The 19,356-nt window shown below is 36.9% G+C and carries 15 protein-coding genes; 9 read left to right on the forward strand and 6 right to left on the reverse strand.

What is annotated here, in order from left to right; genetic code table 11:
* The first annotated feature begins 206 nt into the window (after positions 1 to 206).
* The 7 genes from F6K18_RS00995 (at position 207) to F6K18_RS01025 (ending at position 6,750) form a co-directional block, all read left to right on the forward strand.
* Entirely contained in the window at positions 207 to 2,300 is a 2,094-nt protein-coding gene (locus tag F6K18_RS00995; RefSeq protein WP_287517809.1) for a peptidoglycan DD-metalloendopeptidase family protein, read from the forward strand.
* A gap of 575 nt (positions 2,301 to 2,875) precedes the next feature.
* Positions 2,876 to 3,220, forward strand: coding sequence for a hypothetical protein (locus F6K18_RS01000; RefSeq protein ID WP_287517810.1), 345 nt, complete (start codon positions 2,876 to 2,878; stop codon positions 3,218 to 3,220).
* Between the two features lie 3 nt (positions 3,221 to 3,223).
* Positions 3,224 to 4,837 (forward strand): GUN4 domain-containing protein, encoded by a 1,614-nt coding sequence (locus F6K18_RS01005; RefSeq protein WP_287517811.1) that lies wholly within the window; start codon positions 3,224 to 3,226, stop codon positions 4,835 to 4,837.
* Positions 4,838 to 5,004: 167 nt separating this feature from the next.
* The gene (locus tag F6K18_RS01010; protein WP_287517813.1) at positions 5,005 to 5,295 is read left to right on the forward strand and encodes a type II toxin-antitoxin system Phd/YefM family antitoxin; all 291 of its coding nucleotides are present in this window, start codon (positions 5,005 to 5,007) and stop codon (positions 5,293 to 5,295) included.
* The gene (locus tag F6K18_RS01015; protein ID WP_287517814.1) at positions 5,279 to 5,590 is read left to right on the forward strand and encodes a type II toxin-antitoxin system RelE/ParE family toxin; all 312 of its coding nucleotides are present in this window, start codon (positions 5,279 to 5,281) and stop codon (positions 5,588 to 5,590) included. Before F6K18_RS01010 ends, F6K18_RS01015 begins: the two co-directional genes overlap by 17 nt.
* Before the next feature lie 207 nt (positions 5,591 to 5,797).
* Positions 5,798 to 6,481, forward strand: coding sequence for a Uma2 family endonuclease (locus F6K18_RS01020; protein WP_287517816.1), 684 nt, complete (start codon positions 5,798 to 5,800; stop codon positions 6,479 to 6,481).
* Positions 6,478 to 6,750, forward strand: a complete 273-nt coding sequence (locus F6K18_RS01025; protein ID WP_287517818.1) for a hypothetical protein — start codon at positions 6,478 to 6,480, stop codon at positions 6,748 to 6,750. The genes F6K18_RS01020 and F6K18_RS01025 overlap by 4 nt, the downstream gene beginning before the upstream one ends.
* A 465-nt stretch (positions 6,751 to 7,215) precedes the next feature.
* Here F6K18_RS01025 and F6K18_RS01030 read toward each other — a convergent pair whose 3' ends face one another.
* The 4 genes from F6K18_RS01030 to F6K18_RS01045 form a co-directional block, all read right to left on the reverse strand.
* Positions 7,216 to 7,341 (reverse strand): hypothetical protein, encoded by a 126-nt coding sequence (locus F6K18_RS01030; RefSeq protein ID WP_287517819.1) that lies wholly within the window; start codon positions 7,339 to 7,341, stop codon positions 7,216 to 7,218.
* Complete coding sequence (locus F6K18_RS01035) at positions 7,334 to 7,948, reverse strand: CP12 domain-containing protein (RefSeq protein WP_287517820.1); 615 nt, start codon at positions 7,946 to 7,948, stop codon at positions 7,334 to 7,336. The genes F6K18_RS01030 and F6K18_RS01035 overlap by 8 nt, the downstream gene beginning before the upstream one ends.
* A gap of 362 nt (positions 7,949 to 8,310) precedes the next feature.
* Positions 8,311 to 9,222: a ribonuclease D gene (locus F6K18_RS01040; RefSeq protein ID WP_287517821.1), complete on the reverse strand. Its 912-nt coding sequence runs from the start codon at positions 9,220 to 9,222 to the stop codon at positions 8,311 to 8,313.
* A gap of 341 nt (positions 9,223 to 9,563) precedes the next feature.
* Positions 9,564 to 10,403 carry a pentapeptide repeat-containing protein gene (locus F6K18_RS01045; RefSeq protein ID WP_124145209.1) on the reverse strand — a complete coding sequence of 280 codons (840 nt, stop codon included), beginning with the start codon at positions 10,401 to 10,403 and terminating at the stop codon, positions 9,564 to 9,566.
* A 369-nt stretch (positions 10,404 to 10,772) separates the two neighbouring features.
* Between F6K18_RS01045 and ilvD the strand changes: the two genes are divergently transcribed.
* Positions 10,773 to 12,458, forward strand: coding sequence for a dihydroxy-acid dehydratase (gene ilvD / locus F6K18_RS01050; protein WP_287517822.1), 1,686 nt, complete (start codon positions 10,773 to 10,775; stop codon positions 12,456 to 12,458).
* A gap of 972 nt (positions 12,459 to 13,430) precedes the next feature.
* Positions 13,431 to 15,719 (forward strand): transglycosylase domain-containing protein, encoded by a 2,289-nt coding sequence (locus F6K18_RS01055; protein ID WP_287517823.1) that lies wholly within the window; start codon positions 13,431 to 13,433, stop codon positions 15,717 to 15,719.
* Between the two features lie 417 nt (positions 15,720 to 16,136).
* Here the strand turns inward: F6K18_RS01055 and F6K18_RS01060 are convergent, their stop codons facing one another.
* Together F6K18_RS01060 and F6K18_RS01065 are read right to left on the reverse strand one after the other, a co-directional pair.
* Positions 16,137 to 16,847, reverse strand: a complete 711-nt coding sequence (locus F6K18_RS01060) for a methyltransferase (RefSeq protein ID WP_287517824.1) — start codon at positions 16,845 to 16,847, stop codon at positions 16,137 to 16,139.
* Positions 16,848 to 17,103: 256 nt separating this feature from the next.
* Positions 17,104 to 18,444: a lysine 2,3-aminomutase gene (locus tag F6K18_RS01065; protein WP_287517825.1), complete on the reverse strand. Its 1,341-nt coding sequence runs from the start codon at positions 18,442 to 18,444 to the stop codon at positions 17,104 to 17,106.
* Positions 18,445 to 19,356 lie beyond the last annotated feature (912 nt).

Below are 19,356 nucleotides of genomic sequence, written 5' to 3' on the forward strand. Positions count from 1 at the left end.
TAGCAAATGGGACTTCTCAGACAACCTCTTAAACCAGAATTATTTAATTATTAATTATTCGGTAAAAATTAGAATAATTAACAATAACTGGGATGCTAATTAGCAAAAAAGTTATTCAGCTAGTGTTAATTACTTATTGAAAAAGGTAGCCTGTTAAACTGTTTAATTGTCAATTCAAATCAAAGTAATAAGTATAGTGTGAGGAAATGATGGTATCAGAGAACCAACACCTGTCAGTAGAGTCTAAAACTGAACTACAGGAAACAACCAAAAAGCCAAACCAAAATATTATTCAGACCAAACTTCTAACTCATAAGTCTCTTATGCAGCTTGGTTGTTGTCTAGCTAGTCTAGGAATGCTGAGTAGAGGAATAGTTTTAGCAGAGGCAATTTTAGAAATAGAAGTGTATGACTATGAGCCATCATATCAACCTGCTCCAGTAGATAACTATTATCCCCAAACATCCTATTCGGAACCATCCTATTCACCAGAACCATATTATTCGGAACCCTACTACGAACCAACACCTTCATATACACCGGAACCATATTACGAACCTGAACCATATTACGAACCGGAACCCTATTATTCACAACCATATTACGAACCCGAACCTTATTATTCTGCTTCACCAAGTTATTCGGAACCATACTATTCGGAACCATACTATTACGAACCAGAACCAGAACCTTATTATTCTCAACCAGCACCAAGTTATTACGAACCAGAACCTTATTATTATTCCCAACCAGCGCCAAGTTATTACGAACCAGAACCTTATTATTCTCAACCAGCACCAAGCTATTACGAACCTGAACCTTATTATTATTCCCAACCAGAACCCGAACCGGAACCGGAACCAGACAGTGGTATTTATCTGCCGAAAAATTTGTATGTCGCACCTCCGACAAATACAGGAGTCAACCTATCAAAACAACGAAAATATCAGGAGTTACCACCTCTAACATTACCAAAACCTGAAAAACTTTATTATTATGACGGTTCAACCAACGCTTATATAGATAATACAGAATACAAAACTGGTGCAACAGAAAGTTATGAAGCACCAAACACAGTAGTTTTCTCCGAACGTTCCACAGATAATATTGCCGAATATCCAACAAATAACAAAAATTGGGGTGCTGTTGCCGAAAATAATAATTGGAGCGCTCCTACTCAGACTAATAACTGGAGTTCTACAACTGCAACAAATAATTGGAGCGCTCCTGCTCAGACTAATAACTGGAGTGCTCCTGCTCAAACAGCATCCAACAACTCATGGAGTGGGGAAACTCAACAAAGTTACTATTCTCAAAATAACTATCAAGACTCATATCAAAATAACTATCAAAACTCATCCTACGATAACAACTATTACGCCTCCAACAACAATTATTATTCAGACACTTCTAGTTATAGTCAAAGTAGCTACTACTCTGGTTCATCCTCCAGTCAAAGCAGTTATTACACCAGTACTTCCTATACTCCAAGTCATCACTCAGGTTCTTCACAAGGAGTAGAAGTCGCTGCAGTTTTACCAGCTCAGGTGCAGGGTTTATTTGACAACCCCATTACTCAGTCAGGTTTAGCATATTACAACCGCACCATGCGGCCGCCAGCAGTACCAGGAAATGGTAACACTAGAATAATATTTCCTCTATCTATCCCCGCACCGATAACTTCATTTTTTGGTTGGAGACAACATCCAATATTAGGTTATAAGAAATTTCACACAGGTACAGACTTAGGAGCGCCAACAGGAACCCCAGTAGTTGCAACTTATGCAGGTCAAGTAGCGATCGCTGACTGGTTAGGAGGTTATGGTGTAACTGTGGTTTTAGACCACCAGAAAAAATCATTGGAAACTCTCTACGGTCACTTATCAGAAATTTTTGTGAAACCAGGAGAAGTTGTGAAGCAAGGTGAAGTTATTGGGCGAGTTGGTAGTACGGGAATGTCTACAGGTCCCCACTTACATTTTGAAATGCGACAGTTAACAAAGGATGGGTGGGTTGCGAAAAACCCAGATACTCATATTCAGTTTGCTTTGGTAAATTTGATGACAGCGTTGAAAGTTACTGAAATACCACCTGTACCGGAAATAAGTATTAATGAGTTGGTGAAACAAACTAAAGAATTAGATTCTGGTGTACCACAACTGCCACCTTTACCACCAGGTTTTGAAGTACCTATTCCTGATTTAGAACCACCAATTTTTGAATTGACAAAAGCTGCGGAAAAGTCTGATGAAGATACAAAAATTAGTTTGAATGAAGAGGAGAAAAAAGTGGTGGAATAGAGTTAGTTAGATAGGGAAAAATTGACAAAACTCCTAGATATTTGAGTCGAATATTCTGGGAGTTTTTATTAGTTCTGTAGGTTGGGTTAAGCGCCAGCGCAACCCAACAAAAACCGATACCTATAATCTAATATATATAGGACTTACGCAGATACGCTATATATAGTACTCATAACTATTTTCCAATAGTTACTGGACTCTATACACAGTGTCTTTGCGTAAGTCCTGATATATTGGGTATCCTGCGGATCGGCTACGCTAACCTTCCTGAACCAAACCTACACGGGCTACTATACTTTAGGTTTGCTTAAGCACCAGTGTAATCCAAGAAAAACTGATACTTATAACTTTATATACGACTGTGTCTTAATTTGAGCGATTTTTTTCATCTGTTTAGCGACAACTCTATTATGTTGGGTTTATCCTGCGGATAAGCTAGCGCTAACGTTCCTCAACCCAACCTACAAAAGCTTCTGGGTAGATACCCTAATTGAATAAGCTAGAATATAAAAATTATATTGGTGACAGCCACTCAAAAATGCCCAAAACCTTAAGAATCAGAACTAATTATTATTATGAAAGACAAGACAATTTGGATTATTGCCGATGAAACTTCTGGAAAAAAACATTCAATAGATACGGGACCTGATTATAATGATTGGCCAGCAGAATCTCCCGAATCAAGTAGAAAAAGATTTCAGATTAAAGCTGAAGATTTGAAACGAGAAATGTCTGAATTTCTTGAAGTTATTGAATATGTATTTGACCAGACAAATCAAGAATCTTCTAATGTTAAATTAAAAGAAATTGAATTATCAGTTGAAATTAATGGAGAAGGTCAAGTTACTTTATTTGGTATTGGTGGAAAAGCTGGAAGTAAAGGGGCAATTAAACTAAAATTAGAACGTAAGGAGTCTTAAGGTATGGCAAAAAATTGGGCTATTTGTGTTGGAATTAATAATTATGATAATATGCCAACCCTTCAATATGCTCAGAGAGATGCTGAATTAATGCGGGATTATTTTCTCAATGAAGCAGGTTTTGAGAAAGTTTATTTATTTACTGATAATTCTCCTGAAATTAATGATGCAGGTAAACCTTTTAATTCTCAACCAACTTATGGCACGCTCAAAATATTTTTACGAGTAAGATTTAACAAAGAATTTTTATCTGCTGGTGATAATTTCTGGTTCTTTTATAGCGGTCATGGAATGCGTTTTAGTGACCGAGATTATTTAATGCCTGCTGATGCTGACCCTCATCCAGATGGAGTAGAAGATACTGCTATTCCCCTTTATTTAGTGACAGAAAGACTAAGGCGATGTGGAGCAGATAATGTAATTTTATTTCTAGATGCTTGTCGCAGTCAGGAAAGTTCAAAAGGTTTAGGTATAGGTGAAGAAAAGCAAAAAGGAGTAATTACAATTGCTTCTTGTAGTCCTAATGAAAAGTCTTATGAAATTGAGGATGAAAGGATAAAACAGGGTGCTTTTACTTATTCTTTATTAGAAGCATTAAGAATTCAAGGTGAAGGTAATTGTGCCACTGTTGAAAGATTAAATAATCGTTTACGTTATCGAGTTCCTGATATTAATCGTCAATTTAGAAAGCCTCGGCAAACTCCTTATGCTATTGTTGAACCTGCTACTAAATATCATTTAATCTTGTTAGAAAAAAATGCAAATTTGAGTGATATTGTTACACTTAGAAATGATGCTTATCGAGCTGAGGTAGAGAAAAATATTGAACTAGCTAGACAATTATGGATTCGAGTTAATATGGCTGCTTCTGGTTCAGATATGGAAGCGGTTGATGCAATTAGCAGATTGAGTAACTCGACAGATTATTCAAAACCAGATAATAATAGTTCATTTAATGATCGAGGAAAAAAATCTTCATCGCCAAAGGTAGCTAAAAATAAATTAATTAAAACTCTTCCTACTGTTAAGGATTTTAAAGATTTTGTAAGTCGTTCATTCTTATTTATTTTCACGGGAATTTTGGGCGCATTTTTGGCCACAATTACTGTTTCAATACTGGAAAAAAACGAAAATATAGAGTATTCAACTTTAGAAAATCTACTCAAACAAAAGAAATGGAAAGAAGCAGATTGGGAAACTTTCAATATTATGCTAAAAGTTACTAACCGAGAAAAAGAAGGCGGGCTAGATACAGAGTCGATTAAAAAATTTTCATGTTTACACCTCCATACTATAGACCTGCTTTGGCAAAAATACAGTGATGATAAATTAGGCTTTTCCGTGCAAAGTGAAATTTATTACAGTTTGGCTGGGAAGCTAGAGTATAATGATGAGCTATCGCAAAACTTTGGAGAAAAAGTAGGATGGCGCGAAGCAGGAAAATGGTTGTCATATAGTGATTCAAGGTTGTTCAATATCAGCCAACCTGAGCAGGGACGTTTTCCTGTGACTAGGTATTGGCAGGGTAATTTTTTTGTTAATGATATCTTCTTTCGTGTAGAGACTTGTAAACTTAAACATATAAGCATTTCAGCCATCAACAGAAACAAGTTTTAGGAACTCATTTCAGTTCTCGGTTAACAGCACAGTCAAAGTATTACAATCTTTATTCATAGAGGTTCAGTGGTAAAATTGGCCTCTTACTTTTTTCTAGTAGCTTATATTACTTAGCAAGCATCTAAAAAAATGCTAATATGATGCCAAACAGCTATCTAAGTAACAAAATGCTAGACATAACCAAAGACATTGACTCCCTCACTAACTTCAAACGTAATACTACTCAATACTTGCAGCGAATTAAGGAAAGCGGAAACCCACTCATTCTCACAGTTAATGGTAAAGCAGAAGTAGTAGTTCAGGATGCAGAGTCATACCAAAAATTACTAGAATTAGTAGACCGCATACAAGCAATAGAAGGTATTCAGGCAGGTTTAAATTCAGTGCAAGAGGGACGCACTTTTCCAGCAAAGCAAGCATTAACCAAGCTCAAACAGAAGCATGGAATACCAAATTGAAATTAGCGATGTAGCTTTAGCAGAAGCAGAAGAAGCTTATTTGTGGATCGTGGAGCAGGTATCCCCAGAGAGTGCAGAAAAGTGGTTTGATGGTTTGATTAACGCAATTGAATCTTTAAACAAAAGTCCAAAAAGATCTTCCCTTGCACCAGAAAATGACTTTTTTCCCGAAGAAATACGTCAACTTTTATATGGAAAAGGACGTAACACTTATCGCATACTTTTTACAATTTCAGAACCAATTGTTTACATTCTCCATGTTTGTCATGCTTCTCGACAATTCCTAGAGCAATAAAAATACACTACATATCCTGTATTTTTGATGACAAAATAATGTAAAGTCAAAGCAATCTCTTCTTTGAATTTTTGATACTGAGATTGCTTCGGGGGGTATAATGGAAATGCCATTGAAACTAACTACTTTACCCCCTCGCAATTATAAAATAGTTGCCACAAGTAAGTGACATTTTTCTCTACAATTGTAGATTGAGGCAAAATAGTTATGACAAGTGAATTAGAAAATAAAGTATTAAAATCAACAATTCCTACCCTAGAAAATGGCGATCGCTTAACTCGAATTGAATTTGAACATCGTTACAGTAAGTCAAATGTTAAAAAAGCAGAATTAATTGAGGGAATAGTTTATATGGCATCTCCTTTACGAATTACAAAACATGGTAATCCTCATGCACGAATTATGACTTGGTTAGGTATTTATTGGTCAGCAACTCCAGGTATAGAACTTGGTGATAATTCTACTGTTCGTTTAGATGGAGATAATGAACCTCAACCCGATGCTTTACTGCGAATTGAAAATGGTGGGCAGTCAGTTATTAGTGAAGATGGTTATGTGGAAGGAGCGCCGGAATTAATAGTAGAAATTGCTGCTAGTACTGTTTCTATTGATGTACATGAAAAAAAGAAAATCTATCGTCGTAATCAAGTTCAAGAATATCTGGTTTGGCGCGTCGAAGATGGAGAAATTGATTGGTATAACTTAAAAGAAGGGGAATATATTCAGCTTAAACCTAATTCTGAGGGAATAATTTGTAGTGAATTTTTTCCTGGTTTATGGTTAGATAAAGCAGCTTTATTAATAGGAAATTTAATTAAAGTAATTGAAGTTGTACAACTTGGGTTAGCTACAGCAGAACATCAAAAATTTGTCGAGAAATTATCATCTTGAAGAAGGAAGAAGGAAGAAGCAAGAAGCAAGAAGCAAGAAGCAAGAAGCAAGAAGCAAGAAGCAAGAAGCAAGAAGCAAGAAGCAAGAAGCAAGAAGCAAGAAGCAAGAAGCAAGAAGCAAGAAGCAAGAAGCAAGAAGCAAGAAGCAAGAAGCAAGAAGCAAGAAGGGAAAAGGAAGAAGCAAGAAGGGAAAAGGAAGAAGGAAGAAGGGAAAAGGTTTTTTGGTCGCGTGAGCGGAACGGAGTTCTATCGCTAATTATCCGGACATGATATAATACCAATTTGAAAAAAGAATGTTACGAATAATAAGTGCAATAAAAAAATTTTGCAGGAAATTTCCCTTTGACAAAAAAGAGAATTTATGACCTAAAAACTGGTATTAAATCTATTCATTCTGACTCCTGAGGACTGACTCCTGACTCCTAAGAAGTACCCTACCTATTTGTAGCAAACATTTATAAAATTGGTATAACTGATAACTGAAATGATGATCGACCTTAGACAGGGAAATGTTTTCCCACTGTTGCTTGCTCCCTGCTAACATCGATCGCGAAAAAGTTGAAACTAAATAGGGCTTACCGATATAATCTAAAAGTCTTTATAGATAAAAGTTTTAGCCTTTTTAAGTATCAAAAAGTGCGAGGTTTTAAGTGGTAATGGTTCAATTTAGGAGCGGATTTTGGTCAAGATTTGGACAGAACAATCTTGGGACAATTCTTACTCCTAGCTCCTCGCTCATTCCCATTTCTCCTGCCTCCTGCCTCCTGTCTCCTGTCTCCTGTCTCCTGTCTCCTGTCTCCTGTCTCCTGTCTCCTGTCTCCTACCCCTACTAAAAAACTTTTGAGCGCAAACCCTAAACATCGTAATTTCGTGCTTCAGCAGCTTCTGGGTTATCCTCGCAATATATATCGAAAGCAGTTTTTTCCAGTCTTTCTGCCTTTTGATGAGCAGCTTCAGCTTGTAACTCTTCTACAATATCCCAAGCTGCTGCACATTCTTTAGAAGTCACACCTTTTTCCGCACAAATACTCCTTGCTTCTTCAATAGCTGCTTCTATTCTCCTTTCAAGCATTACAGATTTTGGTTTCTCCACAAAATCGCTTTTGCTTAAAATATCTGTAATTGAAATAATACCAAGTAACGTATCCTTAATTACAGGTGCTCGATGTATACCTGTATTAGCAAATAATCTCGCTACATATTCTACACCTAAATCGGGATTAACAACAATGCAAGGTTTAGTCATAATTTCATAAACTCGCACTTGTTTAGGGTCTTTGCCGTAAGCAGCAACCTTATAAACAATATCTGCCTCTGTGATAATACCATAAGCATCTTGCTCGTGACGGCGTTCTACAATTAGAGCACGCAGACAGAGATCGTTCATTTTCTTCACAGCATCAGCTACTGTCGCCGAACCACGAATTTTTTCAACCTCTGTGGTCATAATATCTTTAGCTTGCATCATCTTGACTTTTCCTCAATAATATGTATTTAGTTATTGATATTTAAACTATCAATATTTAGCAGCTTTGCTATTAATTTAAGAGTAGGATAAAAAAGTTATTTAGTCTACAGATTTATCAAATCAAATTATTTTTAATTATTTTAATTTTTCTAACTAATATGGCTGATTAAAAAGCAATCAGCAATCAGCAATCAGCACTCAGCTTCGGTTTATAGGGAATAGGGAACAGGGAATAGTTAATATTAACAAGTGGTTCAAACTATCCAAAATCAAAAATCCCAAATACAAAATTATTAAATCATACCCATAATCAGCAACATAGAAATGCAATTTAAATGGTAATTTTAACTTAAGCTGATAGGCTAGTTAATATCGGATAAATTTTTAACAGTCAATTTCCAGCTAGAATTTTTCTCTTTATTTACCGAAATTTTATTCATAATATCTCCAAAATCTTTTTGTAATTTTTGAGTAACAGTAATCGGAAAATCTAAATCTATTTCCTGATTTTGTACGATCGCTGCCAACTCAGCAAAATTAACTTTTTGAGTAACTCGTTCTGTAGGTGATAATTTAAAAGTTGAAGTTTCAGAAATATTCTGTGCCTGCATAGCTAATTTTATCCGCTCAAGTATATGGGTAATTTCTGAATCTAACAATTTCCATTCATGTAAAATATCTTGATATCTTTGACTTAGTTCATCTAAATTTTCAGCAGTAGGTTCAGAATTATTTTGCTTAATTAACTCTAACAAACCTAAATGTACTTGAGCTAAATAAACACAGTCCATTTTCGCATATTCTAACTGTTTTTCTGTCAGTGGACGTTGTCCCCAATCACTTCCCTGTATTTCTTTATCTATATTTTTAAAACCAGTTAAATTTTCAACTAATGTCTTCAGTTTTAAATTAGGAATAGGCAAAAAATAATAAGGTAATTTTTTCGCTATTTCCCAAGTGCAAGTAATATTTTTAGCTTCATTTTTACCCAAAAACTTAATATCAAACCTAGCATTATGAAATACCTTCTCAATATTAGGTTCAACCATTATTTGATCGATCAAAAAGTTAGTTAAATCGGGATTATCTAAAACATCCAAAATATAAACGAGAGCGCCCACCAAATCTTGGGATTCAGCTAATATTTGAATCAAAGACAATCTAGGTTTACGAGTATTATAATCAGCAACTTCTGTATCAATCCAAAGTATATTAGCAGTAGCTAATTGTTCAATACATTTTTTAATATCATTGTTATCTGTCAAATAAAACATATAAAATAAAAAAATATTAAAATTATAGTGTTAATACCAATTCACTTTAGGTATGTCACAAATAGTTTCGCTCCTTTAAATGTTAAATAACTTCCGTAAATTACCGAATAATTAAGATTTAAAGCCTCTCCTTTAAAGGAGAAACAATAAAAATTTTTCCTTGGAGTCAATCCTCTTCTTTTCAAGGAGAGGTAATTATTAATTATTAATTATTTATTAATTATTAATTGTTGATGTAGCATCAAAGTTTTGAGCTTCTATAAAATTTTAATTCATCACTTTTGACTTTTGACTTTTGACTTATAACTTCCGTGAAACGGTATCAGCAACAATAATCTCTTTTAAGGACAAGTTGTACCATCAGGCATAATTGCTCCCCTCATATCTGCATCTCGTAGATTAGTTTTATTTAGCTTCGCATCAATCAATACAGCTTTAATTAATATTGCTCCCGTCAGATTTGACCAACTTAAATTAGCCCGAAATAAATTAGCCCCACTCATATTAGCTCCTCGAAAAGTAGTCCAACTAACATTAGCAGTTCGTAGTTTCGCTCCACTTAAATTAGCTTCACTCAGAGTAGCTCCAATAGTAGTAGATTTGCTCAATTCAGCTTCACTCAGATTAGCCCTACTTAACATTGCCCCACTCAGAATGCCATTACTTAGATTGGCCTCTTCTAAGATTGACTCATTCATCAAGGCATTTGTTAAATTCGCAGACTCTAAACTTGAGCCATTTAAAATAGCTCTGATCAAATTAACGCGAATCATTGTAGCTGCAGTTAAATTAGCTGCCGTTAAATTAGCCTGACTGAAATTAGCTTCCGTCAGGTTAGCACCTCTTAAATTAGCTTGACTGAAATTAGCTTCCCTAGAATTAGAACCCCGTAAATTAGCCTCACTCAAATCAGCGTTATTTAAGTCAGTTTTCACCAGACTCGCTCCAATCAAATTAGCTTCACTCAAATTAGCCCCATTAAGATCAGCATCCCCTAAATACACTTCTCTGAGATTAACTCCACATAGGTTAGCACCCATAAGTTTTATATTACGGAAGTTTGCCCTAGTAAAGTTACTATTACTTAAATCAGCTCCCCTTAAATCTACCCCTACTAGGGTAATACCTTTAAAATTTCTTTCCCCTTCTGCATACTGTTTTAGAATTTCTTCCGCCTCCATTTGCACCGCCTCAAACTATTTTCTATTTTACATTTTATATTTAAACTAGGACATTACTAATTTACAAAAGCAAAAGAGAAACCCTACATATACCTAATTAACTTATTAACCAGCTTTTTCTGTAAAACTTTTCGCTTTCCTATATATTCCGTTGAAGAAGTAGTCAGGAGAATGTGGTCTATGGGGATTGGTCCCTCAGCAACCGCATTTGCACCCTGTAGACAGTGGGGTATTAAACCCATAAGGGAAAAGATCAAATTACAGACACCAAATTAAGGGCTTAAATTTAGTAATCTTATTGTAAATATCTCAAAAACCACGCTAATCTTCTGAGAAAATCAAGAACATAAGTACAACAAAAAAAATACTATGCCAGAGAATGTCAGAAGCCAATTAATAACAAAAGGAGTACAACGTTCTCCTAACCGAGCTATGCTCAGAGCTGTAGGTTTTGAAGATTCAGACTTTACTAAACCGATCGTCGCAGTAGCAAACGCTTATAGCACTATTACCCCCTGCAATATGGGTATCAATGATTTGGCCATGCGGGCCATGGCAGGAACCAAACAAGCAGGGGCAATGCCACAAATATTTGGCACAATTACCATTAGCGATGGTATTTCTATGGGGACTGAGGGAATGAAATATTCTCTCGTTTCTAGGGATGTTATTGCCGACTCCATCGAAACAGTTTGTAATGGCCAGGCCATGGACGGAGTTTTAGCTATTGGCGGTTGTGATAAAAATATGCCAGGAGCAATGATAGCGATCGCTCGAATGAATATTCCTGCGATATTTGTCTATGGTGGTACTATCAAACCAGGTAACTATAATGGTGAAGACTTAACCGTAGTTAGTGCTTTTGAAGCAGTAGGAAAATACAGTGCTGGAAAAATTGATGAAACAGAGCTCAAAGAAATTGAACGTAGAGCTTGTCCTGGTGCTGGGTCTTGTGGAGGAATGTTCACTGCAAATACTATGTCTTCAGCTTTTGAAGCAATGGGGATGAGTCTGATGTATTCATCAACTATGGCGGCCGAAGATGCAGAAAAAGCTGATAGTACCGAGGAGTCAGCCAAAATTCTAGTAGAGGCTATCCGCAAACAAATTTTACCTCGTCAAATAATTACCCGCAAGGCTATAGAAAACGCAATTTCGGTAATTACCGCAGTTGGAGGTTCCACTAATGCAGTTTTACATTTCTTAGCCATTGCTCATGCTGCTAATGTAGAATTATCCATTGATGATTTTGAAACTATTCGAGCAAGAGTGCCTGTGTTATGCGACCTCAAACCAAGCGGTCGATACGTTACAACAAATTTACATCAAGCAGGTGGCATCCCTCTAGTAATGAAAATGCTCCTAGAACATGACCTACTTCACCCAGATGCTTTAACCATAACAGGTAAAACTATTGGAGAGCAGTTAGCAGATATACCTTCTGAACCACCTTCTAACCAAGATGTGATTCGCCCTTGGAATAATCCGATGTATGCTCAAGGACATTTAGCTATTCTCAAGGGAAATCTCGCAACTGAGGGAGCTGTTGCTAAAATTACAGGAGTCAAGAACCCAGAAATAACAGGTCCAGCAAGAGTATTTGAGTCAGAAGAAAACTGCTTAGAAGCAATATTAGCAGGAAAAATTCAAGCAGGAGATATTATTGTAGTCCGTTATGAAGGACCGAAAGGTGGACCGGGAATGCGAGAAATGTTGGCACCAACTTCGGCTATTATCGGTGCTGGTTTAGGAGATAAAGTAGGATTGATTACTGATGGTAGGTTTTCTGGTGGTACTTACGGTATGGTAGTTGGTCATGTAGCTCCAGAAGCAGCAGTCGGTGGCGCGATCGCTCTGATAAAGGAAGGAGATATGATTACTATTGATGCTCACAAGCGTTTGCTACAGTTAAATATTTCTGATGAGGAACTACAACAACGTCGTCAAGGATGGCAACCTCCAGCACCCCGGTATACCAGAGGTGTATTAGCCAAATATGCGAAGTTAGTATCTTCTAGTAGTTTAGGGGCAGTAACTGATGCTGGATTAGATTAAAAGTGTGGTATGATTAACATCAATTTGTGATATTCGCCAGTAAAATTAAATAAGCATATTGTAGACATCCTTAAGTTACAGTTTCTATTATGTTGTAGCTTGGGATGTCAGTTAATTCTCAAGTAAATTACTGAAAAATTGGGTTAACTAGCTATTAGTTAGAGCGCGCTTCAGCGCTTCAGCCTAAAAATGTAGTGCTATAGATAATGGTATCTGTTTACCGGATTATTAATAATTAATAATTAAATAATTCGCGCCTTGAAGCCTCCCCTTTTCAGGGGAAAAAAAGAAATAATATTTCCTTATGTTCAATTCCGTAGCGGTTAAAACCCGAGGTAATTATCAATTATCAATTAATGAAGGAGCAGTCTGTCAGAAAAAGTTTGGGTTGCTTATACCCTTTCCGTTCCAGAATGCTCCGCATACGCGCAAAGCTGACTGCTGAACTTCTGTTTGCGCAGCATTCCGCCAGTAAACGCTTTTTTATCAAAATAATTGGGCATAATACCAATTTGATAAATGTTTGTTACAAATGGTAGGGACGCCCTTATGCAACGTCCGTACGAAAAAAGGAAGAGGAAAGAAGGAAGAAGGTTGAAATCTTGAAAAAAAGGGAAAAACAATATAAATAGCTATCTAAAATGAACTGGAATAGCTATTTTTAAGTATATTCGATAGAGGTCTACCTTTTTATCATTTTCTTTGTGGGTTTAATACCCCACCGTCTACACGGTGTTCAAAATTACTTGGGGTTAGAATCCCAAGTAATTTTCCTCCTGTCTCCTGTCTCCTGTCTCCTGTCTCCTTCTTCAAAGCATTCTTTTTTCAAATTTGTATAATACCCTGCCTTTTAAGGCGAAATATTTTTGGAGGGAGATTTAAGCCTCCTGTTACAAAAATAATTTCTAACTTCTGACTTTTGACTTTTGACTTTTGACTTCGTTAACTCTCTGTTCCCTGTTCCCTTTAGTTATGAATTATTCACGGCCTCCTCGTAATTCTCAAACTCTCTTGGGCAATATTACCCAAGTGGTTAAAACTATTCATGCCAATGTCAACTTTTCCCGACTAGCACTGAGACCTAATGCTAAATTACCCGAACTCTGGATACAGGAAACAGAGAATACTCCAGCTAAAAAATATCCTCTTTTGGGCGATCGCTATTTACTAGGCCGTTCTTCCCAAGCTTGTGATATTGTCATTCGTAATCCCCTGATTAGTAAAATTCATCTGTCTGTCTCCAAAAATACTAATAAATCTAACGCTCCTTATGTAGTTAAAGATGAGAATTCTGCTAATGGTCTCTACAATGGGAAAAAAAAGATTTCTCGTCTTCCCTTACGTCACGGCGATGTTCTAACTTTAGGACCACCAGCATTAGCTGATACTGTTAAACTTCGATATGTAGACCCTCCTGCTTGGTACATTCAAGGATTCCGTTACGGTATATTTGGCATTTCTGGATTAACCGCTTTAATCAGTTTAATTATTTTGCTGGAATGGACAAAATTTCAGGTAGACCCTTTACCTAATCCAATTACTGGCCCAGTAGTTGTCTATGCTCGTGATGGACAAACTCCTCTACGTCCCACCTACAGAAATGCCCATTATGAATTAGGACGCATATCTAAATTCTCTAAATATTTACCTGATGCAGTTATTGCTTCTGAGGATAGTCGCTTTTATTGGCATTTCGGCGTAGACCCCATCGGAATTACTAGAGCAGTATTGACAAATTTGAGGGCAGATGGTATAAGCCAAGGCGGAAGTACAGTAACTCAACAATTAGCAAGAAGTGTCTTTCGTGACTATGTAGGTACAGAAGATTCTCTGGGCAGAAAAGTACGAGAGGCAATAGTATCTTTAAAAATAGAGGCTTTTTATAGTAAAAACGATGTATTATTAAATTATCTGAATAAGGTTTATTTGGGGTTAGATTTATACGGATTTGAAGATGCCTCTAGATTTTATTTTGGTAAAAGCGCTCAAGATTTAACTTTATCAGAAGCAGCAACATTAGTAGGAATTTTACCAGCACCTAATACTTTTAATCCCGTAGAAAATTATCAATTAGCTATAGAAAAAAGAGATGGAGTAATTTATCGAATGCTCACTTTGGGGATGATCGACCAACAAGAAGCAGATAGAGCAAGGCGATCGCGGGTAGAAATTAATCCTAAAGCTATAGAAATTCTCCAAAGTACAATAGCACCCTATTATTATAGTTATGTATTTAGCGAACTGGAAGAATTATTAGGAGAAGACTTAGCTAGAGAAGGAAATTTTGTTGTTCAAACAGCTTTAAATCCAGAAATTCAAACTACAGCAGAAACAAGTTTAAAAGATGCAATTAACAATGCTGGGTCTTATGCTAATTTTTCCCAAGGTGCGGTAGTCACAATAGACTCTAAAAATGGAGAAGTCATTGCCTTGACTGGGGGTGCAGATTATCAGCAGAGTCAGTTTAACCGGGCAACTCAAGCACAACGTCAACCAGGATCTACTTTTAAAGTTTTTGCCTACGCTGCTGCTTTGGAAAGAGGGATACCACCAACAAGATTATATTCTTGTAATTCTCTGAGATGGATGGGTCAAACTTACGGAGGTTGTCAACGCAGTGGCGGCAATACAAATATGTACACTGGAATAGCACTTTCTGAAAATGTGGTAGCTTTGCGAGTTGCTCAACAAGTTGGTTTAGGTAATGTAGTCAGGATGGCAAAGCGTTTAGGGGTTAAATCTAAGTTAGATGCTGTACCAGGATTAATTTTGGGTCAAAATGAAGTTAACGTCTTAGAAATGACTGGTGCTTATGGCGCGATCGCTAATCGTGGAGTAGGAAACCGTCCTCATACCATTAGAAAGATTATTGATAGTAGCGACTGTAGCGATCGCAATAATATCTACACTTGTCGTTGTATTTATTCCTATAATTCAGACCCAAACTGTGAAAACCCTCAAGGAGATATTCAAGCTAACCGCCAGATTTTACGACCACAAATAGCGGATACCATGACTCAAATGCTCCAAGGAGTAGTGCAATATGGTACTGGTCGTGGAGCTTATGTAGGATTAGATGAAGCTGGTAAAACGGGTACAACTAATCGAGGAGTAGATTTATGGTTTGTTGGTTATATTCCTAACAAAAGTATGGTGACAGGTATTTGGTTAGGAAATGATGATAACTCTCCTACCTATAGCAGTAGCGGACAAGCGGCTCAATTATGGGGGGATTATATGAAAAAAGTTGTGGGAGACTAATGAAGTCAGAAGTCAGAAGTCAGAAGTCAGAAGTCAGATGAACGAAAAAAGTAATTGAGATGATTTGCATAGTATAAATACTTACGAAACTACGGATTTATATACTACTTTTAATGATACGCTCTTGAAGTGCGGAATGTGGGATTAAATGAATGCAAGTGCGGGCATCTTGCCCGCGACAGGTGTACCTCACTAAAATGGAATCTGCTGTATCATCAGGACTTACACAGAGTCTACTTATGGCTAGAAAGAATACTATTTACCCCTACAGATGGTCGTTTAAAAGTCAATTTGCGTAAGTCCTGATAGTGTAATATCATGTCCGCTGGTATCATTTGTGTAAATCTTCTTCCTTCTTCCTTATTCGTTCTTCCCTCTTCCTGACTCTTACCCAGAATATTTATCTACAGAAAGCAATCAACCATGTCCGTCGTTTTCCCCTGCATACCATAGCAACTTAAGAGTAGTCAAGTCGAAATGTGCCGCTAACTTTGACATCACCTCCAAATATAGTGGGAAGCTATTGTTAAATATTCGGTAAAAAAAGACAAATTCTCCCCCAGGTGCTAATACTCGCCCTACCTGCTCGATCGCCCGAAAAACCAAATCATCATTCCTTAATATTCCTATTTCATAGGAGTCTGCTTCCATCAGGCGATCGATGGAACGACTGGGAAACGACATAAACGCTAAATCATAGGAATTATCTTTTTCTTCCACGCATAAATCTTGTACTTTCACCTCATCTTGTTCTCGGATTAAAGGATTATTTTTTAGTGGCATAATATTGGGATGAAGGTCGGAAAAAACCACTTTAGCACTTTCTTTAAACAGGCAACACAAACCAATAACTCCACAACCACATCCGAGGTCGAGTACCCTTTTTCCCTTGGCATTAACTATTTCATTCAAAATACCGCTCATAAAAGCTTGAGCAGCTATACCGCCATAGGGGTTAAAAACTCCTTGAGGAACCAAAGCATCAAAAATTGGTTCCTCTTGAAATAAAATAGTAGTTTCTCGGTCTTTTGATGAAAGTTCCTCGTGAAATTTTAGATAATCTTTTCGGTCATATTTGAGTGCCTCTCCCTCTTTGAGAATAATTCTCACGTCTTCTTGTCGAATCATTTTTACTTCCTTTTACTTCACTATTATCGGACACAGGAGAAACATCATCTAGTCTAGCAGTTTCCTAAGATTATATCGCATATCTAGTCCCACCTACATTTGTCTAGACTGTCTTTGACGCATTTTTTCGACCAGCAAATGTTTAAATACCAGTAGAACGGATAAATACCTCTGATAAACAAGTGGTGATGCCACTAGCTTTAATTCTCTTCCTTACTCCTGCGTCAGTTCTACGCAGTAATTTGTCTCTGTAAATCTAGTCTTTCAACGACTTCCGAGTCAAAATTTCTTCAAGCTGATTCTCGTAGAAAAACTTATCCTCCTCAAAAGCAGGTTTAAGATCGTTCAACCAAGTAGCATCTGCATCAAAACGAGCAAAAAACGGTCGCTTGCACCAGTCAGATTCACGACCTTGCAAAAACGACAATACAAAGACCTTTTCTCCACCAATTTCAGAAACACCATCAATAGCTACTTTTCCTGGTAAAGCTGACATTACCGGACCTCTTACGGTTCTTGCCAAACCCGAAACTTGTTGTATCGCCTCTCGGTAAATTTCCCAACCCCGCACCAAAGGAATTTCAAAATAGTCCTTTGCGCCTGTTTGTCGCTCCACAAACATATAGTAAGGAATACAACCCAAACTCACCTGCATTTGCCACATTTTCGCCCAAGTCTCTGCCGAATCATTGATGTGGCGTACTAAAGGTGCTTGGGTACGAATTTGTGCCCCCGTAGCTCTAATGCGTCGAATTGCTGCTTGAGCAACTGGGGTATCCAACTCCTTCCAATGTTCGTAGTGAGCCATTATTGCCAAATGTTTGCCTCGTTGGACTATCTTTTCAAACAAGCGCAACGTATTATCAGCATCTTCATCAGTGACATAACGATAAGGCCAGTAGGAAATGGATTTTGTGCCAATACGAATTGTTTGGATGTGGTCAAACTCTGGTTCTAGTAGAGGTTCAATATATAGAGCAAGTTGCCATGCTTTCATGGTCATCGGATCGCCCCCTGTAAGCAAGACATCGCTGACTTCTTGATGCTGTTGTAGATATTGTTGAAAGATTCCTGATTCACGGGTGGCAAATTTTAAGTCATCAAGTCCTACAAATTGAGGCCAGCGAAAGCAGAAAGTACAGTAAGCATGGCAAGTTTGCCCCGCTGTCGGAAAAATTAAGACTGTTTCTCGATATTTGTGCTGAATTCCGGGGACAGGTTGGCCATTGAGGGTGGGAACATTGTACTCTTTTTGTCCTGCTGGATGAGGATTGAGTCGCCGACGAATTTCATTAGCTGCCTCTTTTAAAACAGCTTTAGGAGCATTTTCTGTTAAAAGCTGAATCATAGGATTACAGTCTTGTGAATCTAGCATTTCTTGATGAGGAAAAGTCAACCGGAAAATTGGATCGTCAGGAATATTATCCCAATCAATTAATTGCTCCACTATATAATTGTTGGTTCGGAAGGGCAAAACTTGGGCGACAGCTTTCATTGCTAGACGTTCTTGCTCGGACAATCTACTCAATTGAGCTAGGTTGTCTATGTCTTTAGCTCCATAGAATCGCATTTTTAAGGATTTAATGTTAACATTCATAAATTTAGATAGTATTTGAAGATGATTTTTAGTATATACCACTCAACTGTCTTACGACCGCAATACTATCTACATACGCAGTTGTCAGTTAAACTATTAGACATTTCCAGAAAAGAGGGAGTCGGGAGTCGGGAGTCGGGGGAAAAATTTCATGTATTATATAGTGGGATAATTGATTTGATTTTTGATGATTGAAGATGTCTATCTATTGCCAATTATTAATTATTTAAGTAAGTATTTCATCTAGTATCATACTATTTGTAATATCATTTCCAGAAAAGAGGGGGTCGGGAGTCGGGGGAAAAATTTCATGTATTATATAGTGCAATAATTGATTTGATTTTTGATGATTGAAGATGTCTATCTATTGCCAATTATTAATTACTTAAGTAAGTATTTCATCTAGTATCATACTATTTGTAATATCATTTCCAGAAAAGAGGGGGTCGGGAGTCGGGGGAAAAATTTCATGTATTATATAGTGCAATAATTGATTTGATTTTTGATGATTGAAGATGTCTATCTATTGCCAATTATTAATTACTTAAGTAAGTATTTCATCTAGTATCATACTATTTGTAATATCATTTTTATAAAATTTTATTACAGTCACCTAATATCATGTTCGGATAATTACTTATAATAAAATTTTTGTTTGTAGTTGGACTTTAGTATCTAAAATACTTACTATTATTAGACATCTCCAAAAATCAAAAATTAAATCAATTATCATACAGAAATTATCAATTATTCCCCTCCACGGTCGGGGTTAGGGGTGGGTTCCCTATTCCCTATTCCCTATTCCCTATTCCCTATTCCCTATTCCCTATTCCCTATTCCCTATTCCCTATTCCCTATTCCCTATTCCCTATTCCCTATTCCCTATTCCCTATTCCCTATTCCCTATTCCCT

The sequence above is a fragment of the Okeania sp. SIO2C2 genome (assembly GCF_010692625.1).
Classification (GTDB): domain Bacteria; phylum Cyanobacteriota; class Cyanobacteriia; order Cyanobacteriales; family Microcoleaceae; genus Okeania; species Okeania hirsuta.